This window comes from Tistrella mobilis (assembly GCF_039634785.1).
In the GTDB taxonomy this organism is placed as follows: Bacteria; Pseudomonadota; Alphaproteobacteria; order Tistrellales; family Tistrellaceae; genus Tistrella; species Tistrella mobilis.
On record NZ_JBBIAB010000036.1, the window covers coordinates 1 to 19486 of the forward strand.

Sequence of the window (19486 nt, forward strand, 5' to 3'; positions counted from 1 at the left end):
AATCAGGCGGCTTCTCTCCAGGCTTCTGTTCGCGACACAACGCCACGCAGGGGACGTCTGGGCATGGTTTCGGTGGCGGCAGTCACATCAAGCGGTTGCGGCCATTTCGCATCGGGCGAAAAGATATAATATGCAACTGTAGTACTAGGCAGCTTTCAGGGCGTGGTCCAGTTTCAATCCACGCACCCGCAAGGGTGCGACGCTGGTGGTTCTATGGATGATCCATCGGCAATCTGTTTCAATCCACGCACCCGCAAGGGTGCGACCGGGGCGCGCGGCCCGAGGTTGCGGGCTTTGTCGTTTCAATCCACGCACCCGCAAGGGTGCGACCTTCGCGCATCTTCACCACGCCGCCCACGATCTCGTTTCAATCCACGCACCCGCAAGGGTGCGACGGCGATCCGGGATGTCTTCCAGGGCGCGGGTCAGTTTCAATCCACGCACCCGCAAGGGTGCGACTCGGCGGCGGCGACCGGTCCCGCCCCGGCCCCGAGTTTCAATCCACGCACCCGCAAGGGTGCGACCGCTCAGGCTGCGACGGTAGCGGAAGGGTCCGAGTTTCAATCCACGCACCCGCAAGGGTGCGACGTGCGCTCACCGGTGCCGGTGTCGATGTGCAACGTTTCAATCCACGCACCCGCAAGGGTGCGACACGGAGGCGCCGGGCGGGTGGCGGTGGACGTGGTTTCAATCCACGCACCCGCAAGGGTGCGACCTTGGCGCCATAGCGGTCGCCAAGGATGCTCATGTTTCAATCCACGCACCCGCAAGGGTGCGACAGCTTGATCACAGCCACCAGATCGGCCGCCGTGTTTCAATCCACGCACCCGCAAGGGTGCGACCTGGAGCTGCTGCTCCGCACGCCGCTGGAGAGCTGGTTTCAATCCACGCACCCGCAAGGGTGCGACTTGTGCATCAATAACACAATATCAACACCAAATAGTTTCAATCCACGCACCCGCAAGGGTGCGACACCATTCGCCGGCAGCGCTTGCGCTGCACGCGGCGTTTCAATCCACGCACCCGCAAGGGTGCGACGTCGCCGTCGGTGGCGGATCAGTATGTCGCCGTGATGTTTCAATCCACGCACCCGCAAGGGTGCGACAGCGGTTCCCGGATGTCGGGGGCCGACGGGGTGGTTTCAATCCACGCACCCGCAAGGGTGCGACCAGGCCGCGTCCGCCGTCTGGTCCCGTGTTTCGGTTTCAATCCACGCACCCGCAAGGGTGCGACGATCCCCTGCCTTGCCCGCGTTTCGGGCGGCGGAAGTTTCAATCCACGCACCCGCAAGGGTGCGACACAATGCCAGCGCGGCTTCCTGGCCCAGCAGCTGTTTCAATCCACGCACCCGCAAGGGTGCGACTGGTGGACATGGGCGCGTCGACCGTCCGGCCGGTTTCAATCCACGCACCCGCAAGGGTGCGACGATCGTCTCGACAAGGGCGGCGGCGCGTGGATCGGTTTCAATCCACGCACCCGCAAGGGTGCGACGTGGATTGAAACATGTTCTAGGGCTTGCCCAGAGTTTCAATCCACGCACCCGCAAGGGTGCGACCGGAAGGGACCGGCGTTTGGTCCCAGGCGCTTGGTTTCAATCCACGCACCCGCAAGGGTGCGACACGCCACCATGTATGCCTTGTCGTGTGGGCCGCGTTTCAATCCACGCACCCGCAAGGGTGCGACGTGCGGCGCAAGCTGCGATGGATCTGGACCGCACGTTTCAATCCACGCACCCGCAAGGGTGCGACCGGCTTCGCGGGCGGCTATGAAATCTACGCCCGCGTTTCAATCCACGCACCCGCAAGGGTGCGACGCGCGGGCGGGACGCGCAGGGGCGTGAGGTCCTGTTTCAATCCACGCACCCGCAAGGGTGCGACCGAGGTCGGCGAGCGTCGCCGACTGCCGTTCCAGGTTTCAATCCACGCACCCGCAAGGGTGCGACGCGGGTGATGTCGCGGGCCGGCTGACCGGCCCACGTTTCAATCCACGCACCCGCAAGGGTGCGACCATTTCAGGTCTGGCACACGACTGGCCGGCTGACGTTTCAATCCACGCACCCGCAAGGGTGCGACATTGGCGCGGCCGAGGCGGCGATCACCTCGGCGGTTTCAATCCACGCACCCGCAAGGGTGCGACTTTCTTTACGGCGATGTGACGCCATGGGCTTGCGTTTCAATCCACGCACCCGCAAGGGTGCGACATCGACCAGGGCCAGACCTTTGAGGCGTTCGAAGTTTCAATCCACGCACCCGCAAGGGTGCGACGATAGCGGCGGCTATGTCTGCGCCCTACAGGCTGTTTCAATCCACGCACCCGCAAGGGTGCGACCCTCGTCGACCGGCTCGGCGGCAGCGATGTCGAGTTTCAATCCACGCACCCGCAAGGGTGCGACGCGGGCGGTCGGGTCGGTCCGATCGGCCGCAACGGTTTCAATCCACGCACCCGCAAGGGTGCGACCATCCATTCCAAGCGGCTCGATACGCCGCTGTGGTTTCAATCCACGCACCCGCAAGGGTGCGACGCTGCTGGTGATGGGGCAGATCGTCCCGGCTGAGTTTCAATCCACGCACCCGCAAGGGTGCGACGCACCCCCCTTTAATACCCTGAATCGCGGGTGCAAAAAATGCGGTTTGCGCGAACCTCCGGCGGATTCATGCTGAGGTATGAGGCGCATGTCATGAAAAATGTCCGACACCCTGTAAAACTGCCAAAAATTTTCGCGCGAACCTCCCGGGGTTTTTACGGGTGCTTGGGGTTCGCGGGCAGGATGGCCAGGGGGTGTTTTTAACCGGGTTGGCTGAGCGCCGCCGTCCAGGCGGCCGCCATACGCAGGATGGCGGCCTCGCCGAAGCGGGGGCCGATGAATTGCAGGCCGATCGGGGGATTCGCAGGATTCGCAGAATTTGCGAAGTTTGTGAATGTTACGTCATTCACAGGCTTTGCAATTCCCATGGATTGAACCGGCACGGAGACCGCCGGCAGCTTCGCAAAATTCGCAAGCGCGGTGAAATCGGCCTGGCCGGCGGGGACCGGCGCGTCATGGGCGAAGGCGGTCTGGGGGGCCGTGGGCAGGATGAAGGCGTCGAGGCCGGCCAGGGCGGCACGGGCGGCGACGCCGATTTCGGCGGTGCGGCGGTATGCGCCCGCCAGCCGGGCGGCGCTGGCATCGCGGCCATAGCGCAGGGCGGTGGCGAAGCTCTCGCTCACGCCCTGGGGCGTGGTGGTGCCGTCGGGGCCCATCAGTTCGGGATGCAGCTCGGCCGCCTCGGCCTCGGAAATCAGCAGCCCGTCGCGGCGCGCGCGGCCGGGCGACCAGCCGGGGATGGCGACCGGCTGGATGATGGCACCCAGATCGCGGAGGATGTCGAGCGCGCGGGCGAAGGCCTCGCGCACCGCCGGTTCGGTCTCGACGGCGTCGATCTCACGCGGCAGGCCGAGGCGCATGCCGGCCAGGCCGCGGCCGGCGGGCATCGCCGTCCAGCCGGCGGGCGCGGGTTCGGCCACCGGGTCGGCGGGGTCGAAGCCGGCCAGGATCCGGGTGACCAGGGCCAGATCGTCCACCGACCGCGCCACCGGCCCGATATGGTCCAGCGACCAGGCGAGCGGCACCACGCCGGCATTCGAGACGAGGCCGGTGGTCGGCTTCAGCCCCATCACGCCGCAATAGGCGGCCGGAATGCGCACGGAGCCCATGGTGTCGGTGCCGAGCGCCACCGGCACGAAACCGGCCGCCACCGCCGCACCCGAGCCGCCGGACGAGCCGCCCGGGGTGCAACCCGGCACGGCTGGGTTGCAACAACGGCCGAAATGCGGGTTATCGGTTGTGGCGCCGAGCGCACCCTCATGCATGTTGAGCGTGCCCAGGATCACCGCGCCCGCCGCACGCAGCCGCGCCACGGCCGGCGCATCTGCGGCCGCGATGCGGTTGCGCCAATAGCCCACCCCCGCCGACCAGGCGAGGCCGCGCACGGCGATATTGGCCTTCACCGCCACCGGCACACCATCGAGCGGGCCCAGCGGGCAGCCGTCGCGGAAACGGGCGGCGGAGGCCTTTGCCGCCGCCCGCGCGCGCTCGACATCCAGCTCGATGAATGCCCGGATGTCGCCATCCCGCGCCCGGATCGCCGCGATGCAGGCATCGAGCACCGCCAGCGGATCGGCCGTGCCATTGCCGTAGGCGGCCCCAAGCTCCGTTGCGGTGAGGCGGGTGAGATCCGCAGACACGGGCGTCGCGTTCATGTGCGTGGGCTCTTTCGGCGAAGAGGAAGATGACGGGAGAGCGGCGGGGGAGAGCGGCGGGGGAGACGGGCGGTCAGCGGCGCTTACTTGCGCTCGTCGATCAGCCGGACCGGCTTCTGGCGCACCTCTATGCCGGTCAGCGGCGCCAGCTCGCCCGGTGCCGCGAAAGCGACGCCGATCTCGACACCCAGGCGGGTGCGCAGGATCTTCTCGTAAGCCGCCTTCATCCCGGCGTCGCCCGCCCCGGTCCTGACCTCGACATGGACGGTCATCTCGTCGCGGCCCTCGATACGGGCGACGCGGCAGATATATTCGCCGGTCATCTCGGCGCGTTCTTCCGAGAGCAGCGCGCCGATGCCGGTCGGGAAGATGTTGATGCCGCGCAGCTTGACCATATTGTCGGACCGGCCCATGAAGCCGCGGATCCGGCGGAAATTGACGCCGGTGGATGAGGCGCCGGTCATCACCTCGGTCACGTCGTGGGTGTTGAAGCGGATGATCGGGAAGACGTCGTCCTTGAACAGGCAGGTGCAGACCATGTCGCCCAGCGCGCCGTCTTCGACCGGCAGGCCGGTATCGGGATCGAGTAGTTCCAGATACTGCGCATCCTCCATCACATACATGCCGTCCTGGTCGGGGCCCTGACCGGCGATGATGCCGGTGTCGCCGACACCATACCAGTCATAGACCTGGGCGCCGCCCCAGGCCTGGCTCATGGTCTCGCGGCTTTCGGCGCCGATATGGCCGGTGATCATGCGGATGCGGATGTCGCGGCCGGGCTCCATGCCCTCGGCGCGGGCGACATCGGCCAGGCGCTTCACATAGTCGCCGAAGCCGACCAGCACCGTGGCGCCGAATTCGCGCATCATCATGACCTGATTGACCGACCGGGTCTCGATGCCGGTGCCGGCGCTCATGAACCAGGCGCCGACCCAATGGCTCACCGCCTCGCGGACGTAATGGCCGCCATTGATCAGCCCGTGACCATAGACCGAATGCACCACATCCTCGCGCCGCATGCCCTGCCAGAGATAGGCGCGCGCCAGAAGACGGTTCTGCACCTCGCGGCTTTTGGCGCCATAGATCAGCGGCTGGGGCTTGCCGGTGGTGCCGCTGGTGGTCTGGAACACGACGGGCGGGCGCTGGCCGGCGGGGTAGCTGTCGAGCCCGTGGAAATCGCCCATGGGCGGATGGGCGGCGACCGAGGCCATCAGCTCGGTCTTGGAATAGGTCGGCAGCCGGCCGATATCGGCAAGGCCCCGGATGTCGCCGGGCTCGATGCCCTTGTCGCCCCAGAGCCGCTGATAGAAGGGCACCTTCCAGGCGAAGGCCAGGCATTTGCGGAACTGCGCGTCCTGGCGCGCGAACAGCTCGTCGCGGCTGAGGCGCTGCCCCAGGGCGACGAAATCATCCCCCACCGGATAGGCCTGGACGATCGTGGGGTAGTCCATGGCCTGGAAATAGTCGGGCGCCTGGAAATAGTCGGGACCGGTCATGCTTTCGTCTCTTCGCAAATGTGGGGGGTGAAGGTGTGACGGTGAGGGATGCAGATCAGGGCAGGATGGCGGCGAAGGCGGCGATCCGGGCCGGGTCGGGGCCTTCAAGGGCCTCGATCACCTGGATCAGCGCCTCAATGCGCTGCTCGTCCAGCCCGGCCGCGGCGGCCAGCGTGCGGGTCTTGGTCACCACCGCCGCATGATCGACCGGATTTTCAGGGTCGCCCAGGGCATCCGGCACCTCGGCACGGCTGGTGGTGCCGTCGTCCCAGGTGATGGTGAGGCCGGTGCCGAAACGGCGCGGATAGGCGCCGGCATAGGGCTCGGCCACCACCAGCCGCACCCGCGCGCGCAGCCCGGCCACCGCCGGATCGGCAATGACCTCGGGTTCGAAGGCATCGAGCGGCGGCGGGCCGCCGAGCAGGGTGACCGCCACCGCATGCTGCAGGCTGAATTTGGCCTGGATGGTGCTGGTGGGATCGGGCCGGTCGCAGAAGGTGAGCGCATCGGCGAAGCTGCGCACCTCGATCGCGGCCGGCATGCGGCCCTGCGCTTCGGCGCGGAGGATCAGCGCGGCATCGATCGCGGCATGGGCATGGCGGCAGGCCGGCCAGGGTTTGATGCTGGTGCCGAGGATCAGCCAGGCGCCGTCATGGGGCGCCGTGATCTCCGCCGGCCGGGCATCGGGCGCCATGCCGGCGAACAGGCCCTGGGGCCCTTCCAGAATGAAGCGCGGGCCGCCCAGACCTGCCGCGGCCAGCCAGGCCGCCTCTACCCCGCCGGCGGCGGCGCGGGCGGTGTGGAACTGCTTGGTGGTCACCGGCTCGTGCCGGCACTGCCAGAGCCCGGCGGCACGGGTGGCGGCGGTGCCGAGCGCGCCGGTCAGGCGTGCCTGGTCCAACCCCATCAGCGAGGCCGCGGCCGCGGCGGCCCCGAAGGCACCGCAGGTGGCGGTGGGGTGGAAATGGCGGTAATGGGCGGGGCCCATGGCGCGCCCCAGGCGCACCATCGCCTCGTAACCGCGCACCACCGCATCGAGCAGGGCATCGGGGCCGCTGCCCAACGCCTCGGCCATGGCCAGCGCCGCCGGGATGACCACGGGGCCCGGATGCAGCACCGCCTGGCGGTCGACATCATCCATTTCGTAGATATTGCCATAGGCGCCATTGGTGAAGGCGGCGTCGCGGGCGGGGGCGCGCCCCGCACCCAGCACCCGCGACGGCCCCCTGCCCCCGGCCGGCACCCCGGCCACCCCATCCGCGGCAAGCCGCGCAAAGGCCCGGCCGGTTTCCGTCGCCGCCCCGATCACGGCACAGCCGGCCCAGTCGAGCACCGCGCGCCGGGCCCGGCTACGCGCCGCCGCATCGACCGGACGGACAAGGTGCCGGCTCAACTGTTCGGTCAGGCTGGTCGGGCTGGCGGAGCTGTCAGACATCGGAATTCTCGGGCATGAGGGCTATCTTCCAAATTTGTCCGGACATATACTAGCAGCCGAAACCCGGAGCGCAACCCGTTCAGTGACGGATGATGACGAGCAGCATGTCCCCCCTGCCCCTGATCGATCTCGACAGCCTGGCCCGGGCCCTGGCACCCGCCCGGCGGATCTATACCGCCGGCTGCGCGGGCGAACCCACCGGGGTGCTGGCGGCGCTGGGCGCCTGCGGGGCGCTCAGGGACAAGACACTCACCGGCGTGTTCATCCCCGGCGTCAACCGGCTGGATCTGGCGGCGCTGGACCCGACGCTGACGGTCGAGTCGATCTTCATCACCCCGGCCCTGCGCCGGGGGTTCGAGGCAGGCCGGGTGCGGCATCTGCCGCTCGCCTATGTCGACACATACCACTATCTGCAGGCGAGCCCGATCGACGCGGCGCTGTTCACCGTGGCGCCGCCGCGCGACGGCATGGTGTCGCTGGCCATGGCCCATGATTTCACCCCGGCGGTGGCGGCCGGTCGCGCGCGGCTTTATGGCGTGATCCTGCCCGACCTGCCGGAACCGCGCGACGGCATCCGGATCCCGATCGACCGGTTTTCCGGGCTGATCGACAGCGACGGCCTGCCCGCGGGGCTGCCGCCCGATCGTGACGATCCGGTCCAGGCGCGGATCGGCGCACGCATCGCCGGGCTGATCGAAGACGGCGCCACCATCCAGACCGGCATCGGCGCCGCGCCGGCGGCCCTGCTCCGCGCGCTGAAGGATCACCGGAATCTGGGGCTGCATGCCGGGATGGTGACGGCGGCAGGGCTGGAGCTGCTGGAGGCGGGTGTGGCGAGCCGCGGCATCACCACCGGCGTGGCCCTGGGCACACCCGATTTTCACCAGCGCATCGCCCGGGCGGAGCGCGTGCGCTTCCGGCCGGTGGCCGAAACCCACGACATCGCGCGGCTGGGCGCCCTGCCCCGGCTGGTGGCGGTGAACGGGGCGATCGAGGTCGACCTGTTCGGCCAGGCCTCGGCCGAGATGATCGGCGGCCGCCAGATCAGCGGCCAGGGCGGGCTGGTCGATTTCCTGCGCGGCGCGCGCCGCTCGGCGGGCGGGAAAGCGGTGGTTGCCCTTGCCTCGACCGCTGCGGGGGGTGCACGATCCAGGATCGTCCCTGTTCTGGAGAGTGGAACTGTTGTATCCATCCAGCGCGCGGATATCGACATCGTCGTCACCGAATACGGCTGTGCGGATCTGCGTGGGTGCGACCTCGACATGCGGGCGGAACGCCTGATCGCCGTGGCCGCGCCCGAATTTCAAGGGGAGCTGGAACGCGCATGGAGCAGGATCAGGCGGCAGATCTGACCCGGGACCCGGCAGCCGCCGCGGCGGACGGCCCGGAAATCCCCCGCTATCTTCAGGTTTTCCAGGAAATCCGCGACCGGATTTCCGACGGTCTCTATCCGGTCGGCAGCCTGGTGCCGACCGAGGCGGAGCTGTGCGCGGAATTCGCCGTCAGCCGCTACACCGTGCGCGAGGCGCTGCGCCGGCTGGTCGAACAGGGCTATGTGGAGCGCCGGCAGGGATCGGGCACCCATGTGCTCTCGGCCGAGCCGGGCTCGATCTTCAGCCAGTCGATGCGGTCGCTGTCGGAATTGTTCCAGTATGCGCTGGACACCGATTTCCGCATCCACGCCATGGCGATGGAACGGCTGGACGAGCCCACCGCCCGGCTGATCGGCACCGAACCGGCCGAGCCCTGGCTGCACATCCACGGCGTCCGCTCCGCCCAGGGCGACGGCGCGCCGATCAGCTATACCGAAGTCTTCGTGCCCGAACGCTTCGCCTGGTTGCAGGACGAATTCCCGAACTGCCACGGCCCCTTCTACGCCCTGATCGAACAGCGCGCCCGGGTGACGGTGACGGAAACCCTGCAAACCATCACCGCCCTGCCCATGCCCCCCGAAAGCCGCACCCTTTTCGACGACCACCGCCCCGAAGCCCACGTCCTGCGCGTGGTCCGCCGCTATCTGGACCGCAAGGGCCGGCCGCTGATCGCCTCGGTGAATGATCATCCGGCGGATCGGTATAGTTATACGATGCGGATTAAGAGGGATGGGGGGTGAGGGGTGCCACTCAGGAAATCATTGAACCGCTACGCGACGACCTGGCTGCGCTCTACGACGCAGGCGCCATCAATAAGGTGACGCTGCGCGAGTTCGGCCAGATCTGCCCGGCCCCGGTTCGGGAGTTCAGCCCCCTGGAGATCAAGCGACTACGCGAAAGCCTGAAGTTCAGCCAGCCGGTGTTCGCACGTCACCTGCACACCACCGCACCGACCGTGCGCAAGTGGGAGCAGGGTGCGACCCGCCCCACCGGCCCGGCGCTCAAGCTGCTGAACGTCATTGCGGACAAGGGGTTGCAGGCCATTATCTGATGTCAGGTCCTAGGCATGATTGGTGGCAGTGTCGGCCAGCATCAGAAATCAGATGGGAGCCGATCATGGGCACGCTGCTGAGAGAAGAATGCACGATCACTGCTAACGGCCAGACCACTGTGCCCAAGAGCGTGCGACAGGCTTTGGGCGTGGACTACGGCGGACGCATCGCCTTCTTTGTGGACGATCAGCATCGGGTTTATGTCGAGAAGGTAACGGAAGAGGCAAGCGATCCGGCCGTGGATCGCTTCCTCGCATTTCTGGCGCAGGACATGCGCAAACACCCGGGCACCTCGATCGCCGCACTACCCGCCAGCCTGCGCGATCGCATGGCGGCCCTTGTCGGGGACATGGACGCCGACCTTGATGCCGAGATTGATGGGGATGTCGCGCTCTAAGGTCACAACCCAACCAGCCTTTTGATAATGAGATCCTCATGTGATTCCAGCGGCCCATAACCGCGAGGAACACGATGTTTCAGTTTTTCTGGTTGTCAGACCAACGGTGGGGGCAACTTGAGCCACACCTGCCCAAGAACCAGCTGGGTGCCCGACGTGTGGATGACCGTCGGATGATTTCGGGAATCATCTACATGCTGCGGACCCGGTGTCGATGGTGTGACTGCCCGGCGGGATAGGGGCCCTCGACAATTATCCACAACCGCTTCCACCGGTGGTGCGGACGTCGTTTCTGAGCGGGCCTAGCGGAGGCTTCGGCGGCATCCGGAGCCCTGACGAAATCAATAGCGATCGCCCCATGTGAGAGCCCATCGTTCAGCACATGACTTCAGGCGTGTCGCAGCCCGCTAGGATAAGCTAACGGTCAATGTCTTGTCGGCAGCGGCTCTTGCAGCCATCATCGCCTTCTGGGTGTGATTGGGTCTGGAGCCTAGCCATTTTTGCGCGCAACACATTTGAGATGGGCCTAACATGAGCACAAATCGTCAAATTTTGGTCGATAACGCAACGCTAAGTGGCGTGGAGCGCATTATCGGCGTTAGTCAAACTAAAAATCTGAATAATACTGATAATGATATTCTTTGCCTGGAGAAATTGATCACCGCAATCCTGTTCAGCGATAAAATAATCGGTGTCGATGATTACAAAGACGGATATCGCTCTCGCAGACTTAGAAATTTTGATTTTATCTCCTTTAAGAAGATTGATGAAGCAGACTACGCTGCTCTCACGACAGATGCGGCAAATTTTGCAAAAAGCATGGCATTTTCGTTCGAGGGGTCAAAGCCAGCGGGCGATGTCGTTAGCTTTTTTGAGGCGCTTAAGATCGATCCACAACTACGATGGGACATATGGTCTTCAAGTGAATATTTAACATTATCTTATCTTGTAAAAGATCCAGAAGACACTCGCTATGAACGCTCGGTTGATAGCGTTTTCCGAAACGAGGATGTCGATCGCAGCTTGGTTGCGAGGGGGATGGATCATGCTCCTACCGTGACTGTCGCAACCCGCGCGGACATCACAGATGTGAAGGATCTCGTGCACGCGCTATCAACCGGCAATCCAAACTATGCTGGCTTTGACTCAAGAAGCGCGCTGCAACGGATAATATTTGGCTACGGATGGGCTGCAGAGCGCTCGCATTTCTATAATGCGGTTGCACAGCAGGAAGGAGCGGACGCTTATCTTGCACCGCTCCGAGATGCCTTTTGTGAGAGCTGCTGTAGGATCGAGTACCCTTCGCAAGTAAATGCCCTATTGGGGACACTGAGATCAAAATCACAAGAAACGCTAGCTTCAATTCTTGAACCAACTGGGCGCGCTAAATTTGCGATGCGTTTGCCTTTTTTTACAGCATACTTTATATCGAAGGCTGATAATCCGAAACAGTGCATAGAGCTTGCCCTTTCCATGCGGAATGCAAGCGAATTTCGGAATTGTCGCACAATCCTTCATAATCTAGACCACCTGTCCACAGCGGATAGAGTTCAAGAAATGAATGGCATTCTGAAGTATCTGGAACAATCGTGCGCTCGGCTTATGCGAAAGTATGGTGTTTCAACTGATAGCGGAGTGCAGTTCTCTTTATCGTTTGGCTTGACCGGGGTCAACGTGAGCGTCAGCTCTAAACTTAATCAGCTCTTTCGCTCCTATAAGAATAGGCCTTTCTCCAGGATCTTCCGAAATATCGCGCAAGATATGGTTAATGTAGAACGGCTTGGCGGGCTGTACGATAAAGTCTGTTCATCAATCAAAGAACACCGCGACGCCACATATCCTAAGATTTCGGCAACGCCGAAATTTATGGAGCAAAAGGGAAATGATCGCGGACGCCCTGCTGAAATATAACTGTGGCGTATCAAAGCAGCATCTGGGCGAGCTGCATATATGTGTGCAGAGTTGATTATCCGCTGACAGCCCCCCCTCTTGTGAGGTAATCAGGTATTGTGGATGACCAAGTTCTGGTCGAGCACGACCTGCATCTCCTCGATGGTATCGAACCAGATGCGACGGCCTTCAACGCGGATGTGCTCGTCCAGCAGCGTGCGGTGCAAGCGCTCGACAATGCCGTTGGATTGCGGGCGTTTGATCGTGGTCCGCTTGTGCTCAATACCTTCCAGTTGGAGGAACCGTTCATAGGGGGCTGATCCTCGCGGCCACAGAACTCTTGGCCATTGCCGCCCAGCACGGCCTCGAAGGTGGGCAGCAGGTCCTTGTTCAGAATCTGGAAGGTGGTCAACGGCAACTTGTTGGCTTAGAACTTGGCCCAGGCATGGCGGCTGTGGCAGTCGATGGCGGTCTGCCGTTAGCCTTGCCCATCCCCATGAGGACGCCGACCAAGAAGGTGTCCACGGCCAGCAGGGCGCCAGTGCGAGGCGCTTCGATATGCCGATCCCGAAACTATGGGCTGAAGTGTTCCAGCAGGCGGATTTGCTCGTCCGACAGGGTTAGCCTGCGTTCCGCGGTGCTCTTTTCCAGGCAAAGCAGGCGGTCGTGCCTGGTCAGCAGGTTGTGGCGCTGCCACACGCCTCGCACGCCGCCGGACGACACCCGGATGTTTCGCTTCGCCAGTTCCTGGGCCACCCGCAGGGAGCCGTGGCAGGGATGAGCCAGGGCATCGTCCAGCACCGCCGTCTCCCCCTCCGGGGACACGCGGTTGGGATGGGGGCCGCGTGGGCCGAGCAGGCGGTCGATCAAACCGCCATCACCCCCCCATCCACAAACACCTCATCCCCCGCCACAAAGCTGCTGTCCTCCGAGGCCAGGAACAGCACCGCTTTTGCGACCTCGTCGGCGGTGCCGAGGCGGGCGAAGGGGGTGATTTGTTTCAGGGCGTCTTCGGTGCCGGGGTGGGCGGTGAGGTATCGGTCCATGGCCGGGGTCAGGATCATGCCGGGGGAGACCACGTTCACGCGGATGCCGCGGGTTTTGAGGTCGGTGGTCCAGGTGCGGGCGAAGGAGCGGATGGCGGCCTTGGTGGCGCTGTAGATCGAGAGCCCCGGCAGGCCCTTGCTGCCGGCGGCCGAGCCGGCGAGGATGATGGCGCCGCCCGCCGTCATCAGCGGCAGGGCCTTTTGCACGGTGAAGACCGTGCCCTTGAGATTGACGTCGAACAGGCGGTCGATATGGGCCGCGTCGATGGCGTCGAGGCCGGCGGATTCGGAAATGCCGGCATTGGCGAAGACGATGTCGATGCGGCCATGGTCGCGGCGGATGCGGTCGTAGAGCCGGTCCAGATCCGCCGGGTCGGCGACATCCCCCGGCACGCCGACGGCACCATGGCCGATGGCGGCGACGGCCGCGTCCAGTGCCGCCGGCCGGCGGCCGGTGACATAGACATGCGCACCTTCGGCGGCGAAATGCTGCGCCGTGGCCAGGCCGATGCCGTCACTGCCGCCGGTGATCACCACCACCTTGTTCTCAAACCGGTTCCCGAACCTGTTCTCAGATCGCTGCGCGAAGCCCATCTGTCATGCCCCATGTCATAAGTGGAGGATTGCTCCACTTAAGATATGGAGGCATCCTCCATTTAGCAAGCACCTTCGGAGAAGACCGTGAGCGAAGACACCATGAACCAGGAGGGCGCCCTGCGCGCCGACGCCCGCCGCAACCGCGAGCGCATCCTGGCGGCGGCCGAGGCGGTGTTTCTGGAACAGGGCGCCGGTGCCGCGCTGGAGGATGTGGCGAAGCGCGCGGGCGTGGGCATCGGCACGCTGTATCGGCGGTTCCCGACGCGCGAGGAGCTGCTGGCCGCCACCTGCAGCGCCCGCTTCCTGTCGCTTGCCGAGACAAGCCGGACGCGGGATGACGGGCGCGATCCCGCCGGCGCGCTCAGGGCCTATCTCGAAGACCTGGCGGCCGACACGACGCTCTATCGCGGCCTCGCCACCTCGATCGGCACGGTTTTACAAAGCGGAACGCCCGGCTGCCATGCGACGACGGCGGAAGGGCGGCGGCTGCTGCATCAGGCGCAGGCCGCCGGCGCCGTTCGCCCGGATGTGAGCTTCGAGGATCTGGTCTGCGTGGTGACCGCGATTTCCCTCGCCACCGGGCAGGACGAGGCGTCACAGGCGCGCATCCCCCATCTGCTGGGCCTGTTCCTGGAGGGGATCTTCCTGGAGGGGATGGGCCGGCGGTGAGCGTCAGGGCGCCCTGACCACCTCGACGACCGCGGCCCCGATCTCGGCCAGGGCCTTGTTGCGCGTTGCGAAATCCGTCTCGGCATCCCCCAGATAGATCGCCGCGATCCAGGGCGCCCGGCCCGGCGGGGTGATCAGGGCCACCAGATTGCGGCTGTTGTCACCCGCACCGGATTTGTCGGCAATCTGCCAGTCGGCCGGGGCGGATTTGCGCAGCAGGGCGCCGGTGACGCCGCCATGGCGCATCCATTCGGTCAGCTGCGCCCCGGACGCCGGGGTCAGGCCGGTGCCGAGCAGCAGGGTTTCCATGGTCGCCGCCATGGCCGCCGGGGTGGTGGTGTCGCGGGGGTCGCCGGCCGGCGCGCTGTTCAGACCGGGTTCGAGCCGGTCCAGCCGGCTGACCGGATCACCGATGCTGCGGAAAAATTGCGTCACCCCGGCCGGGCCACCGAGGCGGGTGATCAGAAGATTGGCCGCGGGGTTGTCGCTCTGATCCAGGGCGGCGAAGCAGAGATCGGCGATCGACATCGCCTGGCCCACGCGCGGTTGGGTGACCGGCGCATGGGAGACGAGATCGGCCCGGCGGATGGGAAGGGTCTCGCTTAGTGAGATACGCCCGGCATCGACCCCGGCCAGGATCGCGCCGCAGATCGGCATCTTGACCGTGCTGTTCATCAGGAAGCGTTCATCGGCGCGGTGCCCCCATCGCCAGCCGCGGCCGGTATCGTGCAGCACGAGGCCGATGCGGGCATCGAGCTGTTCCTCGATGCGGCTGACGGTGTCGGCAAGCCGGGTCTCGGGCGTATGGGTCTTCGGCGTGTCGGCACGGGCGGGCATCGCCAGAAACAGCCCCAGGGCCAGGCCCGCCACAAGACGCGGCAGACGCGGCAGACGCGGAAGAGCGATCGGCATCATGAGATCTCCTCAAGATTTTCTTATGCCGTTCTCTTAATCGGGCTTGCATCGGCGGCCCAGCCGACAAATCCTGCTGGCCGCCATAAGCTGAGGTTATGCGATGGATCGCCCGGACATCCCCCTGAACGCGCTGCGCGTCTTCGAAGTGGCCATGCGCCAGGGCAGCTTCACCAAGGCGGCGATCGAACTGCGCGTGACCCAGGCGGCGGTCAGCCATCAGATCGCCCGGCTGGAGGATCTGCTGGGCGCCACCCTGTTCCAGCGCACCTCTCAAGGCCTGGTGCCGACGGATGAGGGGCGGCTTCTGGCACCGGTGCTGGAACACAGTTTCGACGCCATCGGCCGGGTGCTGGACAGGCTGCACGGCCGGCGCGATGTCGAGGTGCTGAATGTCGGCGTGAACACCACCTTCGCCCTGGGCTGGCTGACCGCCCGGCTGGACGGGTTCTGCGCCGCCCATCCCGAAATCGAGCTGCGCATCGCCACCAACAACAACCGCGTGGAAATTCTGCGCGAAGGGCTGGACATGGCGATCCGCTTCGGCACCGGCGGCTGGACCGGGCATGAAACCGTGCCGCTGATCGAGGCGCCGCTGTCGCCGCTCTGTGCCCCCGGGCTGGCGGCGCGGCTGCAGGATCCGGCCGATCTGGGCCGGGCGGTGCTGCTGCGCAGTTATCGCAATGCGGAATGGCCGCAATGGTTCGCCGCCGCCGGCATCCCCGCCCCGCCGGTCACCGGCCCGGTTTTCGACAGCTCGGTGGCACTGGCGGAACTGGCGGCCGACGGCTTCGGCGTCGCCCTGCTGCCGGTCGCCATGTTCAGCCGCCAGATCCGCCAGGGCCGGCTGACGCAACCCTTCGCCACCACCGTGCCGGCCGGCCGCTATTTCCTGGCCTGGCCGTCGGAACGGCCGCAGAGCCGGGCGATGGCGGCCTTCACCGCCTGGATCTCGGACGCCTGCCGCGACGCCGCAGCCGAGGCGGGTCGGGCGGGTCAGGCGGGCATGGGCGACGGGATCAGCTGCGCCCGGATGTCGTCCGGCGCCGCTTCCGCCCAGAGCAGGAGCGCATCGAGTGCAGGACAGAGGGACTGACCCCAGTCGGTGAGGCAGTAGTCGACCCGGGGCGGCACCTCGGCATGGACGATGCGCCGGACCACGCCGTCGGTCTCTAACTGGCGCAGCTGCTGAGCCAGCATCTTCTGCGACACCCCAGGGATCGAGCGTTCGAGTTCCGAGAAACGCAGGGTCTTGCCGCCGAACAACTGGAACAGAATCACCAGTTTCCAGCGCCCTTCAAGAATCCGCAAGGCGTTCTGAATGCCCTGCGCGCCGCTATGGGGCGTGTAGTCGGGCCGCTTACTCATAAGTAAGTCCCTCACTTTTTTGTGCGATCTTCCTTTTTCTTCAGCTTAGCGGCATATCGGAACCGGTCAATCACCTCCAAGGCCCAAAGGAGACCGCCTGATGATGTCGATCGATCCGTCCGAGTTCCGCGGCAGGCGTGTGGTCATCACCGGCGGGACCAGGGGGGCCGGCGCGGCGGCGTTTCAGCGCTTTGCCGCGGGCGGCGCCGCGCTGATCACCGCCGCCCGCGCCACCCGCCCCGATTTCGTGCCGCCCGAGGCCTTCATCGCCGCCGACCTGACGACGCCCGAGGGCGTCGCCGCCGTCGCCGACGCGGCCAGGGAGCGGCTTGGCGGCGTCGACGTGATCGTCCATGTGCTGGGCGGCTCGGCGTCGCCCGGCGGCGGCTTCGCGGCGCTGGACGATGCCTGCTGGGCGGGCGAACTCAACCTCAACCTGCTCGGTGCGGTGCGCCTCGATCGCGCGCTGCTGCCGGAGATGATCGCACGCGGCCGGGGGACCGTCATCCATACCGCATCGATCCAGCGCCGCCTGCCACTGCATGACGCGACCATCGCCTATGCCGCGGCGAAGGCCGCCCTGGTCACCTACAGCAAGGCGCTGTCGAAGGAAGTCGGCCCCCGCGGGTTGAGGGTGAATGTGGTGTCGCCCGGCTGGATCTATACCGCTGCCGCCGATGCCATGGTCAAACGGATCGCCACCGGGACCGGCACGACCGAGGAGGCGGCACGCCAGAGCATTCTGGACGCGCTGGGCGGCATCCCGATCGGCCGCCCCGCCCGCCCCGACGAGGTCGCCGAGGTGATCGCCTTCCTGGCATCGGACCGCGCCTCGGCCATCCACGGCACCGAGATCACCGTCGACGGCGGCACGGTGCCGACCGTCTGATGGCGGGATCACACCCGCAGCAGGGTCTTGATCGCCCGCCTTTCATCCATCGCCCGATAGCCTTCGGCGACATCGGCAAGCGGAAGCTCCAGGTCGAAGACCAGGCCCGGATCGATCCGGCGGCTGAGCACCAGATCCATCAGATGGGGCAGGAAGCGGCGGACCGGCGCCGGGCCGCCCAACATGCCGACCTGCGAGAAGAACAGCTGCTGGCCATCGAATTCAACGCCATGGGGCACGCCGACATAGCCGATCATGGCGCCGGGCCGGGCGACGCGCAGGGCCTGGGTCATGGCGCCCTCAGTGCCCACGCATTCAAGCACCGCATCGGCGCCGATGCGGGCGGTCAGCTCACGGACCCGGGCGATGCCGGCCTCGCCGCGCTCGGCGACGATGTCGGTGGCGCCGTAATGCAGGGCCAGATCCTGGCGGGTCTTGTGGCGGCTCATGGCAATGATGCGGGCGGCGCCCATCTGCTTTGCGGCCAGCACGCCCATCAGCCCGACCGCGCCGTCCCCCACCACGACCACGCTGGATCCGGGCTGGACGCGCGCGGCATCGGCCGCATACCAGCCGGTGCCGAGCACATCGGAGGCGGCGAGCAGGCCGGGGATCAGATCCTCGGCAGGCATGTCCCGGGTCGCAACCAGGGTGCCGTCGGCCAGCGGCACACGGGCGAGCACCGCCTGGGCGCCGCTCATGAATTCGCGCTGCTCGCAGGACGACTGAAAGCCGTGGCGGCAATGCGGGCAGGTGTTGTCCGACAGGCAGAACGAGCCGACCACGAACTGGCCGGGCCGCACGGTCGTGACCGCGGCCCCCACCTCGACCACCACGCCGCAATATTCATGGCCCATATGCATGGGGGCGGTGATGTCGTTCAGCCCGCGATAGGGCCAGAGATCGGAGCCGCAGATGCAGCTGGCGGCCAGGCGGATGATCGCATCGGTCGGCTGCAGGATTTCCGGCTCGGGGACGTGTTCGCAACGAACGTCGCCGGGGGCGTGGAGTACGGTGCCCAGCATGGGATCTGGTCCTTTCCCGAGGGTGGCCATGACGGGCATGGCCGGGTGCCTGACGACATAGCACCCGCCGCGCCGTGCGATTAGATCATCAGATCGGTATGCACCTATGTCGCTCGCTCATATATTCTGGCCGGGCAGGCACGAGGGGAGACCGGAATGAAGCGCGAGGAACTGGGCGATCTGATGGCCTTCGTGGCCGTGGCCGAAGAGCGCAGCTTCACCCGGGCGGCGGCGCGGATGGGGACGTCGCAATCGGCGCTGAGCCACACCATCCGGCGGCTGGAAGAACGCATGGGCGTGCGATTGCTGACCCGCACCACCCGCAATGTCGCGCCCACCCATGCGGGCGAACAGCTGCTGGCGACCCTGCGCCCGGCCTTCGACGACATCGAGGCACGGATCCGGGCGGTGAGCGTGTTGGGCGACCGCCCCACGGGCACGATCCGCATCACCGCCAGCCGCCAGGCGGCCATGGACCTGCTGATGCCGGTGACCAGCCGGCTGATCGCCGAACATCCGGGCATCGAGATCGAAATCTCGGTCGATCAGCGCCTGACCGACATCGTCAGCGAACGCTACGACGCCGGGGTGCGGCTGGGCGAAGAGGTCGATCGCGACATGATCGCGGTCAGAATCGGCCCCGATCTGCGCATGGCGGTGGTGGGGTCGCCGGCCTATTTCGACCGCCACCCGGTGCCGCGCACCCCCCACGACCTGACCGGCCATGACTGCCTGAACCTTCGGCTGCCGACCCTGGGCGGGCTGTATGTCTGGGAGTTCGAGAAAGAAGGCCGGCCGCTCAATGTGCGCGTCAGCGGCCGGTTCACCACCGACCACACGCCGCTGATCGTGGGGGCGGCACTCGACGGGCTGGGCCTCGCCTGCCTGCCCGAAGACCAGTTCGGCAGCCTGATCGCCGAGGGCCGGCTGGTGCGGGTGCTGGAGGACTGGTGCCCCCCCTTCCCCGGCTACCACCTGTATTATCCAAGCCGGCGCCAGGTCTCGCTTGCCTTCCGGTTGCTGGTCGATGCGCTGTGGGCGCGGGCGGGCAGCCGTTCATGAGGCGGCACTGGCACGGTGCCGCCCTCGATGCCGCCA

Annotated in this window: 16 protein-coding genes, 2 pseudogenes and 1 CRISPR repeat array; of the genes and pseudogenes, 10 read left to right on the top strand and 8 right to left on the bottom strand. The window is 66.1% G+C overall.

All coding sequences use genetic code 11. The features are described from left to right. Positions 1–170 precede the first annotated feature (170 nt). Positions 171–2585: direct repeats of the CRISPR family, unit length 31 nt; unit sequence GTTTCAATCCACGCACCCGCAAGGGTGCGAC. A 199-nt stretch (positions 2586–2784) separates the two neighbouring features. The 3 genes from WI697_RS26115 to WI697_RS26125 all read right to left on the bottom strand — a co-directional run bounded on the left by WI697_RS26115 (position 2785) and on the right by WI697_RS26125 (position 7170). After that, entirely contained in the window at positions 2785–4239 is a 1455-nt protein-coding gene (locus WI697_RS26115) for an amidase (protein WP_345960508.1), read from the bottom strand. Positions 4240–4322: 83 nt separating this feature from the next. Continuing rightward, complete coding sequence (locus tag WI697_RS26120; protein ID WP_345960509.1) at positions 4323–5735, bottom strand: phenylacetate--CoA ligase family protein; 1413 nt, start codon at positions 5733–5735, stop codon at positions 4323–4325. 55 nt (positions 5736–5790) lie between these two features. Beyond that, positions 5791–7170 (bottom strand): MmgE/PrpD family protein, encoded by a 1380-nt coding sequence (locus WI697_RS26125; RefSeq protein WP_345960510.1) that lies wholly within the window; start codon positions 7168–7170, stop codon positions 5791–5793. A 104-nt stretch (positions 7171–7274) separates the two neighbouring features. On the opposite strand from WI697_RS26125, the gene WI697_RS26130 reads away from it, so the two are divergent. From WI697_RS26130 to WI697_RS26155, 6 genes and pseudogenes are all read left to right on the top strand, one after another. After that, a complete protein-coding gene (locus WI697_RS26130) occupies positions 7275–8522 on the top strand; it encodes an acetyl-CoA hydrolase/transferase family protein (RefSeq protein WP_345960511.1) in 1248 nt (415 codons plus the stop codon). Then, on the top strand, positions 8495–9283 hold the full coding sequence (locus WI697_RS26135) for a GntR family transcriptional regulator (protein WP_014752932.1): 789 nt from the start codon (positions 8495–8497) through the stop codon (positions 9281–9283). The genes WI697_RS26130 and WI697_RS26135 overlap by 28 nt, the downstream gene beginning before the upstream one ends. Beyond that, positions 9280–9594 (top strand): helix-turn-helix domain-containing protein, encoded by a 315-nt coding sequence (locus WI697_RS26140; protein ID WP_345960512.1) that lies wholly within the window; start codon positions 9280–9282, stop codon positions 9592–9594. Before WI697_RS26135 ends, WI697_RS26140 begins: the two co-directional genes overlap by 4 nt. 65 nt (positions 9595–9659) lie before the next feature. After that, positions 9660–9992 (top strand): type II toxin-antitoxin system PrlF family antitoxin, encoded by a 333-nt coding sequence (locus WI697_RS26145; protein ID WP_345960513.1) that lies wholly within the window; start codon positions 9660–9662, stop codon positions 9990–9992. A gap of 74 nt (positions 9993–10066) precedes the next feature. Further along, positions 10067–10376 (top strand): annotated as a pseudogene (locus tag WI697_RS26150) (transposase); the annotation flags it as partial. Between the two features lie 147 nt (positions 10377–10523). After that, positions 10524–11903 (top strand): hypothetical protein, encoded by a 1380-nt coding sequence (locus WI697_RS26155; protein ID WP_345960514.1) that lies wholly within the window; start codon positions 10524–10526, stop codon positions 11901–11903. A gap of 92 nt (positions 11904–11995) precedes the next feature. Here the strand turns inward: WI697_RS26155 and WI697_RS27510 are convergent. Beyond that, positions 11996–12764, bottom strand: a pseudogene (locus tag WI697_RS27510) (IS481 family transposase); the annotation flags it as partial. After that, positions 12749–13522 carry an SDR family NAD(P)-dependent oxidoreductase gene (locus tag WI697_RS26170; RefSeq protein ID WP_345960515.1) on the bottom strand — a complete coding sequence of 258 codons (774 nt, stop codon included), beginning with the start codon at positions 13520–13522 and terminating at the stop codon, positions 12749–12751. The pseudogene WI697_RS27510 and the gene WI697_RS26170, both read right to left, overlap by 16 nt. A 102-nt stretch (positions 13523–13624) precedes the next feature. On the opposite strand from WI697_RS26170, the gene WI697_RS26175 reads away from it, so the two are divergent. Further along, positions 13625–14194 carry a TetR/AcrR family transcriptional regulator gene (locus WI697_RS26175; RefSeq protein ID WP_345960524.1) on the top strand — a complete coding sequence of 190 codons (570 nt, stop codon included), beginning with the start codon at positions 13625–13627 and terminating at the stop codon, positions 14192–14194. 3 nt (positions 14195–14197) lie between these two features. Here WI697_RS26175 and bla read toward each other — a convergent pair whose 3' ends face one another. Further along, complete coding sequence (gene bla, locus WI697_RS26180) at positions 14198–15109, bottom strand: class A beta-lactamase (RefSeq protein WP_345960516.1); 912 nt, start codon at positions 15107–15109, stop codon at positions 14198–14200. A 100-nt stretch (positions 15110–15209) separates the two neighbouring features. Here bla and WI697_RS26185 point away from each other — a divergent pair, with 100 nt between their 5' ends. Next, on the top strand, positions 15210–16202 hold the full coding sequence (locus WI697_RS26185) for a LysR family transcriptional regulator (protein ID WP_345960517.1): 993 nt from the start codon (positions 15210–15212) through the stop codon (positions 16200–16202). Here the strand turns inward: WI697_RS26185 and WI697_RS26190 are convergent. Next, positions 16103–16474, bottom strand: coding sequence for a winged helix-turn-helix transcriptional regulator (locus tag WI697_RS26190; RefSeq protein WP_082828352.1), 372 nt, complete (start codon positions 16472–16474; stop codon positions 16103–16105). The two genes, WI697_RS26185 and WI697_RS26190, sit on opposite strands and share 100 nt — an antisense overlap. Positions 16475–16577: 103 nt before the next feature. On the opposite strand from WI697_RS26190, the gene WI697_RS26195 reads away from it, so the two are divergent. Next, positions 16578–17363, top strand: coding sequence for an SDR family oxidoreductase (locus tag WI697_RS26195; protein ID WP_386000088.1), 786 nt, complete (start codon positions 16578–16580; stop codon positions 17361–17363). An 8-nt stretch (positions 17364–17371) separates the two neighbouring features. Here WI697_RS26195 and WI697_RS26200 read toward each other — a convergent pair whose 3' ends face one another. Continuing rightward, positions 17372–18388: a zinc-dependent alcohol dehydrogenase family protein gene (locus WI697_RS26200; protein ID WP_345960519.1), complete on the bottom strand. Its 1017-nt coding sequence runs from the start codon at positions 18386–18388 to the stop codon at positions 17372–17374. A 156-nt stretch (positions 18389–18544) separates the two neighbouring features. On the opposite strand from WI697_RS26200, the gene WI697_RS26205 reads away from it, so the two are divergent. After that, positions 18545–19450, top strand: coding sequence for a LysR family transcriptional regulator (locus WI697_RS26205; RefSeq protein ID WP_345960520.1), 906 nt, complete (start codon positions 18545–18547; stop codon positions 19448–19450). Positions 19451–19486 lie beyond the last annotated feature (36 nt).